Origin of the sequence: Allorhizobium ampelinum S4 (assembly GCF_000016285.1) — a bacterium.
Classification (GTDB): domain Bacteria; phylum Pseudomonadota; class Alphaproteobacteria; order Rhizobiales; family Rhizobiaceae; genus Allorhizobium; species Allorhizobium ampelinum.
This window is the reverse complement of the sequence record NC_011989.1, coordinates 549,510-566,100: the sequence shown is the minus strand read 5'-3', so window position 1 is coordinate 566,100 and position 16,591 is coordinate 549,510. Positions and strand designations below refer to the sequence as shown.

Here is a 16,591-nt window from a genome sequence, read left to right as displayed (position 1 = left end):
TTAGACCCGGCTGTAGCGATAATGACCCTTGATGGTCGACGCGAGGAAAGTCCCCTTCGATCCGGCCTGATCGAAGGCCTGCGCAATCTGCGGCGGCACATCATAATAATGATAACGGGTGCTGTTGAGAAACTCGACCTCGAGCAGCAACTGATCTTCATCGTAGCGGATAGCGGCGATGTTTGACGAGGTGAAGGGGGCGAAATCCTGCCAGGCCATATGTGTTATTCCTTCTTGGTGCGGGGTGGGGACCGGGTTTTGCTGGAGCCAGGTCTCGACAAAATATCGATAGTCCGCGGCGATGTGCATTTTCAGGTTCCAACCGCCTGGCGTCATCGAATCCTCAGGCGCGGCTTCGTCACAGATCAGTGGATCCTGACTGTCGGGGCGGCGATCGCGCGGTGGTGCCTGGATCATTGTCCGCATTGGTAGCCTCACCGCTTCGCCGAGAATGATAGCCTCACCGGTGCGTAGCACCGGCAACATACTGGTCAAACCTTCAAGGTTGTCGGAGAGCGCGCTGGTCACATGTGAGCGATCGGTGGCGTTGCTCAAGCGCATCGCAAAGAAGGTTCCACATTGTGACAAGATCGTGGGATTGATCTCGGCCGGGCGCTGGCTGACAATCATCGCGCCGATCCCATACTTGCGCCCTTCCTTGACGATGCGTTGGGTCGCGATGGAGGCGGCGCTGCTGCCATTGTCGCCAAGATAGCTGTGCGCTTCCTCCATCACGACCAGCAGCGGGCGTTCGCGTCCGCCCTCCGAGAAGTTACGCGCCCAGAAGAGACCATCGTAAAGGACGCGCAAGATGTTGCCGATGATATCGTTCGTCACCGTCGAGGGAATGCCTGACAGGTCGAGGATCGTGATCGGCTTGTCACTGCCGAGCCATTGACCGACGAGCTCGGCGAGCGTCTTGGTCGTCGTGCCGTCGAGCTCGGGATGCCAGTCGCCGGCCTTCAGCAAGAAGTCGTAGCGCGCGACGCGAAGCCGGGCTCCGAGCGCCTCAAGCGGCCCGCGGATGTTGAGGACGTCCGGAAGCCAATTGATCTTTTCCGGATCAGAGGCGACATTCTTGACCTTGCGAAAGCGCGGTGGGACTGCGGACTGCGCATCCCCCACGATCTTCGCGCCCAAAGGATCGCATTCATAGGCCCAGGTCGCCTGATCTGACGGGTTCGCGCCGCCGGCGCTGAGATAGGTTCCGAACTCGCGGCAATAGAGGTCATGCCAGAGCTTGTTCAGCGAGAAAGGCACCGGGCTATCGGCTGTGATACTGGAGGGATCGACACCGGCGATCGGCTGCGCCGTCAGGCTTGCGACCTTGGCCTCGAGTATCTGCTCGAGGATGACGTTGCGCGCTTTTCCATCGGGCGGGAGGCTTCCGAATGTCACCCGCATGAGCTCATCGAAGCTCAGCGCCCAGAACGGGATGCACAGCCGGTGCTCGTTGATGTTGCGGACATCCGGGCTGATCTTGAAGATATTCGCACGGTCGCTAAGCGCCTTGGCATATTCTCCGTGAAGGTCGAGGACGACGATTCGCGCCGACGGGAAGCGGCTTTCATCTGACAGGACGTTCAACAGCCCCGCGACTGTCGTCGACTTGCCTGAGCCGGTGGTCCCGACAACAGCGCTGTGGCGCGTCACGAGCTTGTTCACATCGACAAGTGCGTCGATCGACTCGCTCCCTGCAACATGACCGACCCGGACCAGATGATTCTGCTTGTCCGACCGCCCATAGATCGCTTGGAGATCTGCCTCAGAGACCAGATGGACTTCGTCCTCGAAGGTTGGATATTGCGAGATGCCACGCTGGAACCGACCCGTCCTGTAACCCTCGCCAATCAGTTGGACCGTCATCCAGCGCAAGCCGTTGGGCATCGAAAGTGCGGCCTTTTCGGGAACCGCACTGGCGCCCACCTGCGACACGATCCCATAGAGGTCAATATAACCGATCGGGATTTTAACAAAGCTGCCGATCTGACCGATTTTGTGGCCCTGGCCGTGGACAAAGCTCAGGCCGGAGAAGCGGTCCGACGTCAAGGTGACGCTGACCGACGTGCCGCTGACGTCTTGAACAGTGCCGATGACGGTTGCCCGGTTGGCGAGTTCAGGCTGGATCATCGCTCATCCTCTCGCCGGAGAGACCACGCAACATCGCGCCTAGCGCTGCAAAGTCGCCGAGCCGAACGGCGACCTTGTCGCCGTCCCTCACGAGGATACTGGGCGGCAGCACAAGGTCATCCGCCCCGTCGCCTGTCCAGTCACCCGGTGTGCGGCCGACGATAGCCTTGTTGAAACCCAACAGGCTCAAATTCGGGGTCGCTAGCGCACACTGGCGCGCTAGCTTGTAGCTATCTGTGTCTAGATCACCGTAGAGAAAAGCAAAGACATGCGCGGTCGGGTTCGCCTCGAGGCTACGGCATATGACGTCGTTGATATGTTCGTCTGCGAAGGAATAGCCACAGATAAAAAGGAGCGAAGACGGCGTGAGCAGGAAGGCCTTCAGCCGATCGAGCATCGCAAGATAGGGCATCTTGCGGCTCTGGTCATATTTGAGATGGGACGGGTAGATTAGATAGCTCTGCTTATCGGTCTTTTCATCGGATCGAACGACGTCCGTCTCATTCTCTAGGCGCCAGTTCAAGGAGCCATGGATTTTCCATAGCCGGGTCCACCGTGGCGGCAACAAGCCCTCGTCCTCAACGGCGCCGAGGTCGAAGAAAGCCTTCCGGGCACCGATGAAGCCATCGAAATAGGGCGCTGAACTTTCCTCGAGCGCCTGCTCCATCAGCAGGTCGTAATTGGTCGTAAAGAGATGGACGGGCCGCTCACGACGGATCGACCGACTCCAGATCGCAAGATTGTGATAAGGGCTATCCTTTTCCGGAAGCGTACGGGTGACCTCATCGGAGATCACCTTACAGACCTCGGCATCGAGCACTTTGAGCTCTGCTGCCGTGAGGCCGCGAACATTTCCGATGCCGGCTACGCTCGCGAACACGCGGATGCGGCTGAGGATGAGTTCGATATTGCCGCTGTTGCCGCCATCCTCGTTCACGATCTGAACGATTTTATCCCAGCTTGTGGGGTTTGCGGGGTCCCCGCTGGACAGGGTCTTTGCTATCACCTTCGTCAGTCCAGCTACGTCCCAGATCAGCGGGTCGGTGATAGTCGTTCCATCTTCCACGCGCTCATTGACACGGATCGACAGCGGGCAGCCCGCGCCGAGGAAGAAGCCGATAGGTTTACGGTTCTGCGACAGCGCCTGCTGAATGAAGCTGATCTGTCGAACCGGATCATGTTTGTGCATCTTGCCCCCTAGCCAGCATTCCCTCCCTGGTCCGAAATCATTAGTCCATAACCTTCTACCCGAACAGGCCAGGCATGTCGGATGGCCCGAAGGTGAACGTCACAATCCGCTTGCGTGATCTCCCATTATCGCCGCGATAATGACGTCGCTTGCCTTCTTTTGCCAATAAGTTTGGATATTCCGCAACAACCCCGCGTCTGCACCAATACTTCATCGCCAATTTGTAATGCAATACAAGGGGAAAATTTATTATTTTGAAAATTGTTCAGATCAGTTAGCCGCCGATTGCTTGTTATCAAAAAAAGTATTCCGCCCGTACCCGTGATCTATCCTCTGAGCCTTTGGAGTTGCCAGTGCAGCCACCGCCCCCCCCAATTTCGCAATCGCCATCATTACAGGGCTTCTGATCAGTAGTGTCGTTCGGATGTTCATCCCCTTCTTCCGCTTATCACGAACGAATCTCATCTACTCCGAGGCTTACAAGATCTGTTAGGGCAAAAGGGTCCCCAGGTTTGGCATGTCGCGGCCCCGGAGAATTACGATGAGCAAATGACTGCTTTCGGGATCCGCTTGCGATCATCCGAGTGACCGATTTGGGGGCGCAAAGCTGCCTGTCTTCTCGCGGACGCCAATGACTGCAAAGGGGCAAAAGAAGCCATGCGGTTTTGATGGTTTCGTGCTACTGGCGTCCATGTGTTGACACTAGCACCGATCCTCGGGAACAGCATCCGGGGTCTACACCAGGAAAGATAAAGCGTTGGCCCGCAAGAATAGAGATGAGCTGGCTTCATGGGACGAGCCCAAGCCAGAGCCCGTGATCTGTCCGATGTGCGAACGCGTCATCCCGGAGGATCAGAGGGACGAGCATCATCTCGTTCCCAAAAGCAAGGGTGGAAAGAATACCGTCTGCCTGCACCGTATCTGCCACGAACAGATACATTCGATCTTCACCGATGCCCAACTCGCCAAGAAGTTTTCCACGATCGAGGCCATCCTAGAACACCCAGCGGTGCAGACATTCGTCACCTGGGTCAGAAACAAGCCTCCAGGGTTTTCGGATACTGCAAAGGAATCACGGCAGTCATTCCATCGAGGCCGCTAACCGTAACAAGCGAGGGTTCGGGTTGGCCGCGAGTGCCGCGGTCAGATAGGTCAACGGATCGATAGAATTGAGCTTAGATGCCTCAACGAGCTAGTCACCTGGAACTAAAGTAGGCATCATTTTATTGTACTTCTGTAGCAACGGCAGGAGTGTGATTGATGGTAGGCAGGCAAGCGGACCTTGTCGCTCTGAGCGACGAGGATAGGAATTTTCTTGAATCTCAGATGCGTCGGCACAAGGCACCGCGCTCGTTGTCGGATCGATGCCGAATGGTTTTGCTGTGCGCGCAGGGCCTGCAGAGCAAAGATGTTGCCGAACGCCTTGGCGTCCACGAGCACACGGTTGGCAAGTGGCGCCGCCGGTTCGTGCAGGATGGCATTGACGGGCTGACCGACGAATATCGCGCAGGTCGGCCACGAACCGTCTCTGACGCCCAGGTAGCAGAGGTTGTCGAAAGGACATTGAACACCACCCCGAAGGATGCCACGCACTGGTCTATCCGTTCGATGGCAGCCGACAGCGGGCTGTCGCACACCACCATCCGTCGAATATGGACCGCATTTGGTTTGCAGCCGCATCGTGCCGAGACATTCAAGCTCTCTTCCGATCCGCTGTTCGTCGATAAGGTGCAAGACATAGTCGGCCTTTATATGTCGCCACCGGACCGGGCAGTCGTGCTATGCGTGGATGAGAAATCGCAAATCCAGGCACTGGATCGAGAGCAGCCGGCTCTACCCATGGCACCGGGCATCGCCGAGCGGCGCACTCATACCTATGTCCGCAACGGCACGACTTCTCTGTTCGCCGCGCTCGACATTGCCACTGGTGCGGTGATCGGCCAGTGCTACAAACGTCACCGGGCGACCGAATTCCTCGACTTCCTGAAGCGGATAGACGCCGAGATGCCCAAGGGACCGGACGTGCATCTGGTGATGGACAACTATGCGACCCATAAGACGCCGAGGATCAAAGCCTGGCTCGCACGCCGTCCGCACTGGCATGTTCACTTCACACCAACTTCAGCCTCCTGGATCAATCAAGTCGAGCGGTGGTTTGCAGAGCTGACGCGCAAGCAGTTGCAACGCGGCGTCCATCGTTCCACTGCGGAACTGGAAGCCGACATCGACGCGTTCATTACAACACACAACGAGAAGCCAAGGCCATACAAATGGGTGAAATCCGCCGACCAAATCCTCGCCTCGGTCAAGCGCTTCTGCCACAAAACAATGAGCCGAACTTCAGATTCAGGTGACTAGGCGCTGGTCGCTCAATTCTCAACTCGCGCGTCATGCCCCGCAAAGAGTGCGTTCTTGCAATTAAGGGCAATCTGCCGGGTGGTCCGCTCGACGCTGATGTCGTCGATCTCGACACGTCCAACCGCGCCCTCTCAGTTCGTTGCTGCCAGCAATAGGGTTGCTTTCTCCCAAACCCAGGCAGTGGTCGCGGTATGCGTTTTTCGGTAGGCTCTTGCCTTGGCTAAGGCTACCGATTTTATCTTGGGTCTTCGTGGGGTGGAAATCTTTGAACCCTATCTGTCTGGCCAGCGAAGGCCCTAGCTTGAGCCAGTTCATCCATTCAGCTGAGACAATCCGCACAAGGTTGGTGAGGCTCTTCTGCCCCTTGCGCGGCCTGCCTTCCACGGAGAGGTGGCCAAGGGCGCGGGCTTCCCGAATAGCGTTCTGCACGGTGGTACGGCTCACGCCAGCAACAGCGGCGATACGATCAAGCGCCAGATCACAAAGGCCGTGGTGCTTCACCTCGCCTGCAATGACTGTCAGCACGGCGCGTTCGCCTTCTGTGTAGTGATGCCGGATGGTGTCAGGCATCCCGCTTGATCCGCCCAACTTGCGCTTTCGAGCCACCGACGCAGCACGATCCGGGGACCGTTGCCATTTGCGGCCAACCAGACGCTGCATACAGCTAAGGACGTTGGGACGGATTGCCTGCTGGCTTGCCGGGTGCGTCGGCATAACTCCGGCTTCATAGGCCCGCGCTAAGGCAATATTTTGCGGGTTCCGCTCAGACACAATCCGAAGCAGAGCATTTGAAATAGGAATGGTGGAGGTCACTTGTTGCGCGCCTCCCTACACTCAAGGAGGTCGCAGATCACCATTATTGCGCCCTCCGGAACTGGAGAGCATGGGTGCGCAATGCGGCGGCGGTGGCCTTAAAATTGCCGAGGCCGAACTTCTCTTTCAATGTGGAGATAAGATGAGTGCCGCACGAATCAGAATTTTGGCTTATCCAGAGACAAGTGTCGGGAATTCGATTTTCGTCAGAACATGGAGAGAACGGACTTCCCGGATTTTCCCCGTATTGATCTGGGGAAACATGATTTGTTCTGCATTTATTTTTCAGGGGAAGCGGAGTGCTTACGCGAAAAAATATATCCCATTCAATGGTATGAATGGTGCTGCTAGAGAGATTTGAACTCTCGGCCTCTCCCTTACCAAGGGAGTGCTCTACCCCTGAGCTATAGCAGCATCTGGCGAAGCGGTGTGTGCCGCTGCGGAACGAGTGGGCTATTGCCACAGGATGACGGGGCGCGCAAGCAGCAAAACGTCGTTGGGCGAATAAAATAGCAAAACCTTGCCTATCTTCCGATTTATCCACATTTGCGCTATGACGCCGCCATGACAGACGAGACCGATACATCCAAGGCCGAGCGCGTGGCAGAAGCCAAGCGGATTGCAGCGCTGAACACCCAGGCGCAGGCCGAGCGCCGGCGTGAGCGGGCGGCTCAGAAATTGCGAGAAAACCTAATGCGCCGCAAAAGCCAGGCGCGGGCGCGCCGGGCTGGCGGCGCCGATGAAACAGATGGACTGCCCGCCGCACATTTGCCCCAACCGGATGACACTGAAACCTCAAACAGCGAAACCTGACACAGCGAATTGAACGGCTGGCGGTTTTCCTCTAAACACCGCGTGCATTGCAGTGCCACTCATTGCTGTCATGGCGCGACACACTCTTCAAACCAAGAAAGGCGGGGGCAGGCCTTGCCCCCTGATCACTCTTTATGGATCGTATCAGGATTGTCGGCGGCAACGCCCTTAACGGCATCATTCCAATCTCCGGCGCCAAAAACGCCGCCCTGCCCTTGATGATCGCCTCGCTCCTGACCAGCGACACGCTGACGCTGGAAAATGTGCCGCATCTGGCCGATGTTGAACTGCTATTGCGCATTCTGGGCAATCATGGCGTCGATATTGCCGTCAATGGGCGGCGCGAGCGCCAGTCTGGTAGCTATTCCCGCACCATCCATTTCACGTGCCGCACCATTGTCGATACCAATGCGCCCTATGAGCTGGTTTCCAAAATGCGCGCCAGCTTCTGGGTGATCGGCCCGCTTCTCGCTCGTGAGGGCAAAGCCCGCGTCTCGTTGCCCGGCGGCTGCGCCATCGGCACCCGCCCGGTCGATCTATTCATCGACGGTCTGCGCGCGCTGGGTGCCACTCTGGAGATCGACAGTGGCTATATCGAAGCCACAGCCCCGAAGGGCGGCTTGATTGGCGCGAGCTATACATTCCCCAAGGTTTCCGTTGGCGCCACCCACGTCATGCTGATGGCAGCATCGCTGGCACGCGGCACAACGGTGATCCACAATGCCGCACGCGAGCCGGAAGTGGTAGATCTTGCCAATTGCCTGAACGCCATGGGCGCGAAAATTACCGGCCAAGGTACAGCCACCATCACCATTGAGGGTGTCACCAGCCTGTCCGGTGCCCGCCACCGGGTTCTGCCGGACCGGATCGAGACCGGCACCTATGCCATGGCCGTCGCCATGACCGGCGGTGACGTGACGCTGGAAGGCACCGATATCACCCTGCTCGACACCGCTGTCGAGGCGCTGCGCCGGGCTGGGGCCGAGGTTTCCGCCATCGAGGACGGTATTCGTGTCATCGGCCATGGCGATGCCATTCGCCCGGTCGATATCGTCACCGAGCCGTTTCCAGGTTTCCCGACCGACTTGCAGGCGCAGTTCATGGGCCTGATGACCCGCGCCCAGGGCGTGGCCCATGTGACGGAAACAATTTTCGAAAACCGCTTCATGCATGTGCAGGAACTGGCGCGACTTGGCGCCAAGATCACCCTGAGTGGCCAGACAGCCCGTATCGAGGGCGTACAGCGACTGCGCGGCGCGCCAGTGATGGCAACCGACCTGCGCGCCTCCGTCTCGCTGGTCATCGCCGGGCTTGCCGCCGAGGGCGAAACTTTGGTCAACCGTGTCTACCATCTGGACCGCGGCTTCGAGCGGTTGGAAGAAAAGCTGACCCGCTGCGGCGCGATCGTGGAACGAATCAGCGACTGAGCACGCCTATATTTCAAGCTCTTCAAGCAAGGCTGCCCGTTGCTTAATGACGGCGGGCAACCTATCTGCAAGAGCAATTGCAATAGCGGGGCCATGCGCATGACTGATCTCAAGCTTCTATCGCTGGACGAGGAAGATCTCGCCATTCTGTCTGCCCATATGCAGGATGCGGTATTCAAGCCAGCCGATGTGGATTATGCGGCAAAGTCCGGGGTGTTTTCCGTCGCCGTCAACCGTTTCGTCTGGGAAAAAGCCGGGAAAGGCGGCGGAATTTTTCGCCGCACCAAGAGCTTTGAGCGCCGCCGGGCCTTACTCACCATCAAGCGGGTACAGGCGGTGCGCTCCATCGGCATAAGCCAGACGGACAAGGATCAGGTGATGAACCTGCTGGCTGTGACCTTCACCGCCAAAGAACATGGCCCGGAAGGCCGGGTGGAGCTGGTATGCGCGGCGGGTGCCACCATTGCTTTGGATGTTGAATGCATAGAAGTACAGCTTGCAGATACCGGCGGCGCGTGGGAAACCACATCAAGGCCCCGGCATCCCGGAGCCTGAGGAATAGGCGGGCCGGAAGAAGGAATTAGGCGCAGTGGCAGTTTGGCTTGAGCAGGCATCGGATGATTTTGAGGCGCGGTTTTCCGCATTTCTCACCACCAAGCGGGAAGTGTCCGAGGATGTAAACGCAGTCGTCAGAACCATTATCGACGATGTGCGGGCGCGCGGCGATGCCGCCTTGGCGGAGTATTCGCATCGGTTCGATGGGCTGGATTTCACAGTGACGCCCATGCGCGTCACCGAAGCTGAAATCGATGCGGCCTTTGCCGAGGTCTCGCCTGAGCTGATCGATGCGTTGCACCTTGCCGCAGAGCGCATTGAGCGCCACCACGCGCGCCAGATGCCCAAGGACGATATCTACGAAGACGCCATCGGCGTCGGCCTCGGCTCCCGCTGGACCGCCATCGATGCGGTTGGTCTCTATGTGCCGGGCGGCACGGCAAGCTATCCCAGTTCCGTGCTGATGAATGCCGTTCCGGCCAGGGTTGCTGGGGTGCCGCGCGTCGTCATGGTCGTGCCGGCCTCCGGCGGTGCCATCAATCCCACGGTGCTGGCTGCGGCAAAAATTGCTGGCGTGACGGAAATCTACCGGATCGGTGGCGCTCAGGCTGTCGCCGCACTCGCTTACGGCACGCAAACCATCGAACCGGTCGCCAAGATCGTCGGCCCCGGCAATGCCTATGTGGCCGCTGCCAAGCGCCATGTGTTCGGCACTGTTGGCATCGATATGATCGCTGGCCCTTCGGAAGTGCTTGTTATCGCCGACAAGGATAATGACCCAGACTGGATTGCCGCCGATCTGCTGGCGCAGGCGGAACACGACCGGGGCGCTCAATCGATCCTGATCACTGACAGTCCGGACTTTGCCAAGGCCGTTGAGGCTGCCGTCGAGCGGCAATTGAAAACATTGAGCCGCAGCGAAACTGCCAGCGCCAGCTGGCAGGATTTTGGCGCGCTGGTCATTGTCCCGAACCTTACCGCTGCCGTGCCGCTTGCCAACCGCATTGCCGCCGAGCATCTGGAACTCGCCGTCGCCGATCCCGATGCGCTGATGGCGGGCATTCGCAATGCTGGCGCGATCTTCATCGGTCGCCATACGCCGGAAGTGATCGGCGACTATGTTGGCGGCTCCAACCACGTCCTGCCCACGGCCCGTTCGGCGCGGTTTTCGTCAGGCCTGTCGGTGCTGGATTTCGTCAAGCGCACATCGATATTACGGCTCGGCCCGCAACAGCTTAGGCAATTGGCGCCGGCAGCAATTGCTTTGGCCAAGAGCGAGGGGCTGGATGCCCATGCACGATCCGTCGCCATCCGACTCAATCTTGAGGAATAGCTGATGGCCAAGGGCGACTTCAAGCTTTTCGATGTCGTTCTCGATGAAACGATCGGGCGCTCGACGCCGGATGTCGAGCATGAGCGGGCCGTGGCGATTTTCGATCTGATCGAGGAAAACTCTTTCGAGCCGGTCGGTCATCCAGGTGGCCCTTATCGCCTCAGCCTGTCCCTGGTGAATGCCCGGCTGGTCTTCACCATCACCACGCAGGATGGCGAGGCTGTCGCCACCCATATCCTGTCGCTGACGCCGCTCAGGCGGATCATCAAAGACTATTTCATGATCTGCGAAAGCTATTACGAGGCGATCCGCTCGTCCACGCCCAGCCAGATCGAAGCAATCGACATGGGGCGGCGCGGCATTCACAACGATGGCTCGCAAACTTTGAAAGACCGACTGAAAGACAAGATCAATCTCGATTTCGACAGTGCCCGGCGGCTCTTCACGCTGGTCTGCGTGCTGTATTGGCGCGGCTGAGGCGTCCGGCATGAGCGAACCGACCAAAGATCCCACCGGCATCGGCGCCGATCACAGCCAAGAGAGGGCCATACCCCACTCCGTGCTGTTCCTTTGCGGTATGAATGCCGTGCGCTCGCCCATGGCCGAGGCCCTTGCCAAGAGGTTGCTGCCGTCAGGTGTCTATGTTGCCTCGGCGGGCGTGCGGCATGGCGAGCGCGATCCTTTCGTTGATGTGGTGCTGGATGAAATCGGGCTTTCGCTGGGCAAGCGTCAGCCGCAGACCCTGGACGAGCTGGAGGACGACTTTTTTGACCTCGTTGTCACTCTGGCTCCCGAAGCGCATCATGCCGCCCTGGAACTGACTCGCTCCTCTTCCGTTGAGGTGGTGTATTGGCCGATGCATGACCCAACCATCGAGGCCGATACCCGCGACCAGCAACTGGCCGCCTATCGCGAGGTGCGAGACCGGCTGGCGGTGCTGATCGAGCAGCGCTTCAAACGGCCTGGAACAAGCCCGCTTGGCGGCGTTTGAAACAAATTCGAAAAGCCCGATCTACAAGGTTCACAAAAGCCCAGTGATTGTGTAGGTTCCGGCCACATTTTGACCGGGGCGGTCACCGCTCCGACGAAACACACAGAAAGACAAGGCATCAATGGCTAAAGAAGAAGTCCTCGAATTCCCCGGTGTCGTTACGGAACTGCTGCCGAACGCCACATTCCGGGTGAAGCTCGAAAACGAACATGAAATTATCGCCCATACGGCTGGCCGTATGCGCAAGAACCGCATCCGCGTGCTGGCTGGCGACAAGGTCCTGGTGGAAATGACACCCTACGACCTGACCAAGGGCCGTATCACCTATCGCTTCAAGTAACGGCGAGGAGCCGCCTATGGCCGGCAAACGCAAGCTGATCCTGGCCTCAGGCTCCCCCCGCCGCGTCGAACTGCTGCGGCAGGTGGGCCTGGAAGCTGATCGGCTGATGCCGATGGATCTCGACGAAAGCCCCTTGAAAAACGAGCAGCCACGCTCGCTGGCGCGCCGCTTGGCAACCGACAAGGCCAAAGCCGCCCTGGAGGCGAGTGCTGACGAGGCGGATTGGAAGGGCGCGTTCATCCTGGCGGCCGATACGGTGGTTGCCGTTGGCCGTCGGGTGCTGCCGAAAACCGAATATAGCGATGAAGCCATCGCCGCGCTCAATCTCGTTTCCGGCCGCAATCATTGGGTTTTTACCGGTGTCTGCCTGATTACCCCGGATCGCAAGATCCGCCAGAAGGTGGTGGAAAGCAAGGTGCGTTTCAAGCGTTTGTCGGAAGCGGACATCAATGCCTATATCCTGTCCGGTGAATGGCGCGGTAAGGCTGGTGCCTATGCCATCCAGGGCATTGCCGGCAGCTTTGTGCAAAAACTGGTCGGCTCTTATTCCAACGTCGTCGGCCTGCCCTTGTATGAAACCGTGCAATTGCTGGCAGGCGAAGGCATGGATGTGCAGGCCCGCTGGTCGGAAGGGTAGCAGCCCAGCAGGCAAGAGCCAGCGAGTGAAGGCTGATGCCAAGCAAAGGATGACACATGAGTGACGAGCCAGAACATACTGCCAAGGTAGAACCCTTGCGCAAACCCCTGCCCTGCCCGGAATGCGGCCATCCATCTCACCGCGAACACTATCCCTTCTGCTCCGACCGCTGCCGCACCCAGGATCTGTCGCGCTGGCTGAAAGGCTCCTATGCCATTCCCGTGGCCGAAGACGAATCCAACCCGGATGACGACGGTCGATTCTGAACCGAGACAGCCATTGCAATTTCAGCGTAAGTTTCTGTTTTAAAATGGCTTTCAATCTTTTTACATCCATCGTCAAAAAAGTGTCTTTTGGCGCTGGACATGAAGAATTTAGATGCTATAACCGCGCTGCTTCCGGGGGAAATTTTTCCCCTAACGGCAAACAGCCCTCAAATAGCGCTTGTTTGGCCAGGATGCCCGGATAGCTCAGTTGGTAGAGCAGCGGATTGAAAATCCGCGTGTCGGTGGTTCAAATCCGCCTCCGGGCACCATTTTTCCAAATAAAAATCGCTGGTATTCTTTGATTTGTGTGTCCATGAACGGGCTGCACCAAGGCTCGCACCAGTTTGTTCTCCTAGAGCATTTCCAGGAAACGTGGAAACCAGTTTTGCCGAAAATGGTGCCAAAGATCGTGAGATGCCAATGCCGAAGCTTTCTGTCTGTATTCCGGTAGAACCGGGCCATATCCTGCCAGTCAATCTGGTCCAGGAACTCCTGAAGAATGCGACCGCTGATCTGGAAATCATTCTCTCCGGCTTTGGTGACACCGTGCATCGCTATGGACCATTTGCGGATATATCGGCACGCGATAGTCGTTTGCGCCTTCTGCCACCTGCACCGGAAACCCTTTCGGCAGCCCAGCTCTGGATCGGCACCTTGGCTGCGGCTGAGGGCGATTGGGTGTCGCTTGTCCATCCCGAAGACATGATCGAGCCCGATCTTCCCGAGCTGCTCTCCTCTCTGGAAAATAAACATCCCCATGTGGATGCGTTGGGATGGAGTGCATTTCAGATCTCTGCGGATGCACCGCGCCATATCAAGACCAATGTGGCGATCCCGGTGCTGCATAATATTACCGAATTTGAGAAGGCTCCGATGCTCGAGGCTTTCTTTCACTGGAAAGAGGCAAGGCAAGTGCCGCGCATGCCTTTCGGTCTTTATCATGGGGCCATCAAGCGAAGCCTGATCGACAGTGTCCTTTCGGCTTGCGGCGCACTGAGTTGGCTAACCCTGGTGCCGCAATATGAGTGGGCGGCCCGCGTGCTGCTGTTTGCCAATGCACTGGCCTTTTGCAATCGCCCGCTGTCCGCCGTGCATGCACACCCGTTCCAGCCACGTCCCGTGCCATCCGCACTCAAGGATTTTCCGTTGCATGCCGGAATAGGCCTGACGGCTGCCATTGCCGAAGTTCAGGCCCGAGTGCTGATGGAGCTTGGCAGCGAATGGGCAGGCTTTGGGGAGGATTTCGTCCGCGCCTGCATGTATGATTGCGCTTTCGAACATTCCACTGGCCCGTTTCGGACAAAATACGAAGCCTATTCCCGAGCGTTCCTGTCCATGCCGGGGGGGCAGGCATGGGTCCGGGCCTTCGCACCGCCCTTTTCCGCCACACCCCATGAAGACAGACAGCAGGGCCTGCATGGCAAGGTTCTGTTGGTAGACCGCTTCATTGGCAATGCCGTCAACGCCCAGCAGTTCTACGCCGTGGCGCGCAGCATGATGACGCCAATCAGGGTCATCGCGGAGCCAAACGCCCGCGCAAGTGCCTGACGCCAAGGTCCGGATACATTGGCGTCTTCAATGCGTTGCGATAAACGAGAGTCTGTCAGGTTCTGATTGAACCAGACAGACTCTCGTTTTTCTTGTTTTCATTTGCCTTTTCGGGAAACCCGAATTCCACTTTTCCCTGACAAACGAGGGCTGAAAGTATCAACCGGCAGCCATTACTCCTGAGGCAGGCTTGAACGCCGCAACATTGCACACGCCGACCACCGCCAGGGGATCGGTAGGATGGATCTCTGCCGTGCCGAATTCCAGCAGGTCGCGGCGGCCATAGTCATCGGCAATGCGTTCGGCCAGCGCCCGAATGGTGACCGCCTTGCCGGAGCAGATATTGACCGCGCCGGTCTGTCCGGTATCGACAACGCCAGCAATCATTTTTCCGGCCTCTTTCACATCCAGAAAATCGCGCCATTGCGTGCCTTTGGAAAGCTTGGCAGCGAGCCCTTGCGAAAGTTGTTGCCTCAGATAAGGCACAAGACGGGCCGGATGTTCGCCTTCCCCATAGAGATAAAAGATCCGGCACCAGGAAAACCCCAGGCCAAGGCCTGCAAAATACCGGTCCAACATCTGGTAGGTGGAAAGCTTGGCAGCGGCATAAAGCGTCTTCGGCTCAAGGGGTGAATTCACGGTCAAGTGGTTCGACGGCAAGCGATATTCGACACAGGTGCCAAGGCCGATGAAATGGGAAATGCCAGCGCGTGCAGCCCCTTGCGCCAGGGCCAAACTGCCGGTAACGCAGTGAAAATTCAGCGGCGAATCCAGGTATTTCCCCGCCTCCACATACCAGGCGGCGTGGATGACCGCGTCGCAGCCCTGGCACTGGGCCGCCCACCAATCGGCCGATTGTGCAAAAACATCCTCCGTCTCGATCACTCTCGCGGCACGGCGTTCTACCGCAAGAATGCTTGCGGTAGAACGCCGGACGACAGCCACCACGCTATGACCGGCGTCCAGCAGAGCACGGTGGATCTGTCTCCCAACAAAGCCCGTCGCTCCCGTCAACAGAATAGTCTTGCCCATCCCTTGCCACTCCAATCTTTTATCTGCGGCAAACCCCAGACCAAGGAGATTTCAGATCGATCCCGCCGATACAACGCATTGCGCGCCATATGACGCCAACCGATTTACGTCTTCAAGGGACAGCCTGGCTTATTCAACCATGATTATACGCAGACACGTCAGGCTCACGCAGGTAAGGCAGCCTAGCGTCTGCGCAGGCAGGCAATAACTGAACGGACCCGCAATGACTACTGTCGAAGATTTCAAGGCTTTGGTAAGCCGTAATATCCAGTCGATCGGCGAGAGCAAGGAATTCCTCGATTTGTCCAATCGCTGGATCGAATCATGCATACCGCTGGGCTATATGTATAATTTCAGCTGGCTGGGCCGGCCCATCATCCAGATCCCGCAGGACAGCTATGCCATCCAGGAGATGATCTGGTCGGTCAAACCGGATCTGGTGATCGAAACCGGCATAGCCCATGGCGGCTCGCTGGTGATGAGCGCCTCCATGCTGGCGATGATCGATTATTGCGAGGCTGTAGAAAAAGGCGAAATGCTGGACCCCAAGTCCAGCCGCCGCAAGGTGCTCGGCATCGATATCGACATCCGCGCCCATAACCGTGCCGCCATCGAGGCCCATCCGATGAGCCACAAGATCAGCATGATAGAGGGCTCGTCCGTCGCGCCTGATATCATTGCTCAGGTCACGGATATCGCCAAGGACTACGAAAAGGTCATGGTTTTCCTCGATTCCAACCATACCCATGCGCATGTCTTGCAGGAACTGGAGCTTTACGCGCCGCTTGTCTCCAAGGGCTCCTATTGCGCGGTCTGGGATACGCTAGTGGAGGACATGCCGGAAAGCATGTATCCTGAACGGCCCTGGGGTCCAGGCGACAACCCCAGAACCGCGGTCTGGGAATATATGCGAGGCCTGGAGCAGGAAGGCCGTACGGCTGCCGATGGCACGCCGCTGCACCTTGAATACGACCACGCGCTGGAGCACAAAATCGCCATCACCGTTTCACGCGATGGATTTCTGCGGCGGGTGTGACGGCTGGAAGATCTTTGATAAGCGACAACGCCATGCGTTTTATAAAACGCATGGCGTTGTCGCTTTCTATATTTGCTGCATAATTTCTCCCAAAATCGATGCCGATTTAAGGAAACGAGCAAT

At 57.9% G+C, this 16,591-nt stretch carries 18 protein-coding genes and 2 tRNA genes; 15 read left to right on the top strand and 5 right to left on the bottom strand.

Annotated features, from left to right (window positions below; genetic code table 11):
- Both AVI_RS02630 and AVI_RS02625 read right to left on the bottom strand, forming a co-directional pair.
- Complete coding sequence (locus AVI_RS02630) at positions 1 to 2,130, bottom strand: helicase HerA domain-containing protein (protein ID WP_015914892.1); 2,130 nt, start codon at positions 2,128 to 2,130, stop codon at positions 1 to 3.
- Entirely contained in the window at positions 2,117 to 3,319 is a 1,203-nt protein-coding gene (locus AVI_RS02625; protein WP_015914891.1) for an SIR2 family NAD-dependent protein deacylase, read from the bottom strand. Before AVI_RS02625 ends, AVI_RS02630 begins: the two co-directional genes overlap by 14 nt.
- Positions 3,320 to 4,076: 757 nt before the next feature.
- On the opposite strand from AVI_RS02625, the gene AVI_RS29455 reads away from it, so the two are divergent.
- Both AVI_RS29455 and AVI_RS02620 read left to right on the top strand, forming a co-directional pair.
- Positions 4,077 to 4,421, top strand: a complete 345-nt coding sequence (locus AVI_RS29455) for an HNH endonuclease (RefSeq protein WP_015917605.1) — start codon at positions 4,077 to 4,079, stop codon at positions 4,419 to 4,421.
- Positions 4,422 to 4,579: 158 nt separating this feature from the next.
- A complete protein-coding gene (locus AVI_RS02620; RefSeq protein WP_015914890.1) occupies positions 4,580 to 5,677 on the top strand; it encodes an IS630 family transposase in 1,098 nt (365 codons plus the stop codon).
- A gap of 60 nt (positions 5,678 to 5,737) precedes the next feature.
- Here AVI_RS02620 and AVI_RS28935 read toward each other — a convergent pair whose 3' ends face one another.
- The gene (locus tag AVI_RS28935) at positions 5,738 to 6,490 is read right to left on the bottom strand and encodes a helix-turn-helix domain-containing protein (protein ID WP_139192447.1); all 753 of its coding nucleotides are present in this window, start codon (positions 6,488 to 6,490) and stop codon (positions 5,738 to 5,740) included.
- A gap of 70 nt (positions 6,491 to 6,560) precedes the next feature.
- Between AVI_RS28935 and AVI_RS29450 the strand changes: the two genes are divergently transcribed.
- Entirely contained in the window at positions 6,561 to 6,851 is a 291-nt protein-coding gene (locus AVI_RS29450) for a hypothetical protein (RefSeq protein ID WP_080516948.1), read from the top strand.
- Here the strand turns inward: AVI_RS29450 and AVI_RS02610 are convergent.
- Positions 6,830 to 6,904: transfer RNA gene (locus AVI_RS02610), tRNA-Thr, on the bottom strand. The two genes, AVI_RS29450 and AVI_RS02610, sit on opposite strands and share 22 nt — an antisense overlap.
- A 150-nt stretch (positions 6,905 to 7,054) precedes the next feature.
- Here AVI_RS02610 and AVI_RS02605 point away from each other — a divergent pair.
- The 11 genes from AVI_RS02605 to AVI_RS02555 all read left to right on the top strand — a co-directional run bounded on the left by AVI_RS02605 (position 7,055) and on the right by AVI_RS02555 (position 14,400).
- Entirely contained in the window at positions 7,055 to 7,303 is a 249-nt protein-coding gene (locus AVI_RS02605) for a hypothetical protein (RefSeq protein WP_015914888.1), read from the top strand.
- Positions 7,304 to 7,437: 134 nt separating this feature from the next.
- Positions 7,438 to 8,730, top strand: a complete 1,293-nt coding sequence (gene murA, locus AVI_RS02600) for a UDP-N-acetylglucosamine 1-carboxyvinyltransferase (RefSeq protein ID WP_015914887.1) — start codon at positions 7,438 to 7,440, stop codon at positions 8,728 to 8,730.
- Positions 8,731 to 8,829: 99 nt separating this feature from the next.
- Complete coding sequence (locus AVI_RS02595) at positions 8,830 to 9,285, top strand: DUF2948 family protein (protein WP_015914886.1); 456 nt, start codon at positions 8,830 to 8,832, stop codon at positions 9,283 to 9,285.
- A gap of 34 nt (positions 9,286 to 9,319) precedes the next feature.
- A complete protein-coding gene (gene hisD, locus AVI_RS02590; protein ID WP_015914885.1) occupies positions 9,320 to 10,618 on the top strand; it encodes a histidinol dehydrogenase in 1,299 nt (432 codons plus the stop codon).
- A 3-nt stretch (positions 10,619 to 10,621) separates the two neighbouring features.
- Complete coding sequence (locus AVI_RS02585; RefSeq protein ID WP_015914884.1) at positions 10,622 to 11,095, top strand: UPF0262 family protein; 474 nt, start codon at positions 10,622 to 10,624, stop codon at positions 11,093 to 11,095.
- A gap of 10 nt (positions 11,096 to 11,105) precedes the next feature.
- On the top strand, positions 11,106 to 11,609 hold the full coding sequence (locus AVI_RS02580; protein WP_015914883.1) for an arsenate-mycothiol transferase ArsC: 504 nt from the start codon (positions 11,106 to 11,108) through the stop codon (positions 11,607 to 11,609).
- Between the two features lie 121 nt (positions 11,610 to 11,730).
- Entirely contained in the window at positions 11,731 to 11,949 is a 219-nt protein-coding gene (infA, locus tag AVI_RS02575) for a translation initiation factor IF-1 (RefSeq protein ID WP_004435948.1), read from the top strand.
- Between the two features lie 16 nt (positions 11,950 to 11,965).
- A complete protein-coding gene (locus tag AVI_RS02570) occupies positions 11,966 to 12,586 on the top strand; it encodes a Maf-like protein (protein WP_015914882.1) in 621 nt (206 codons plus the stop codon).
- A gap of 56 nt (positions 12,587 to 12,642) precedes the next feature.
- Positions 12,643 to 12,852 carry a DNA gyrase inhibitor YacG gene (yacG, locus tag AVI_RS02565; RefSeq protein ID WP_015914881.1) on the top strand — a complete coding sequence of 70 codons (210 nt, stop codon included), beginning with the start codon at positions 12,643 to 12,645 and terminating at the stop codon, positions 12,850 to 12,852.
- A 193-nt stretch (positions 12,853 to 13,045) separates the two neighbouring features.
- Positions 13,046 to 13,121 (top strand) — tRNA-Phe (locus tag AVI_RS02560).
- Between the two features lie 151 nt (positions 13,122 to 13,272).
- Positions 13,273 to 14,400 carry a hypothetical protein gene (locus AVI_RS02555; RefSeq protein ID WP_139192446.1) on the top strand — a complete coding sequence of 376 codons (1,128 nt, stop codon included), beginning with the start codon at positions 13,273 to 13,275 and terminating at the stop codon, positions 14,398 to 14,400.
- 159 nt (positions 14,401 to 14,559) lie between these two features.
- Here the strand turns inward: AVI_RS02555 and AVI_RS02550 are convergent, their stop codons facing one another.
- Positions 14,560 to 15,432, bottom strand: coding sequence for an NAD-dependent epimerase/dehydratase family protein (locus AVI_RS02550; RefSeq protein WP_015914880.1), 873 nt, complete (start codon positions 15,430 to 15,432; stop codon positions 14,560 to 14,562).
- A gap of 223 nt (positions 15,433 to 15,655) precedes the next feature.
- On the opposite strand from AVI_RS02550, the gene AVI_RS02545 reads away from it, so the two are divergent.
- Positions 15,656 to 16,468: a cephalosporin hydroxylase family protein gene (locus AVI_RS02545; protein WP_015914879.1), complete on the top strand. Its 813-nt coding sequence runs from the start codon at positions 15,656 to 15,658 to the stop codon at positions 16,466 to 16,468.
- Positions 16,469 to 16,591 lie beyond the last annotated feature (123 nt).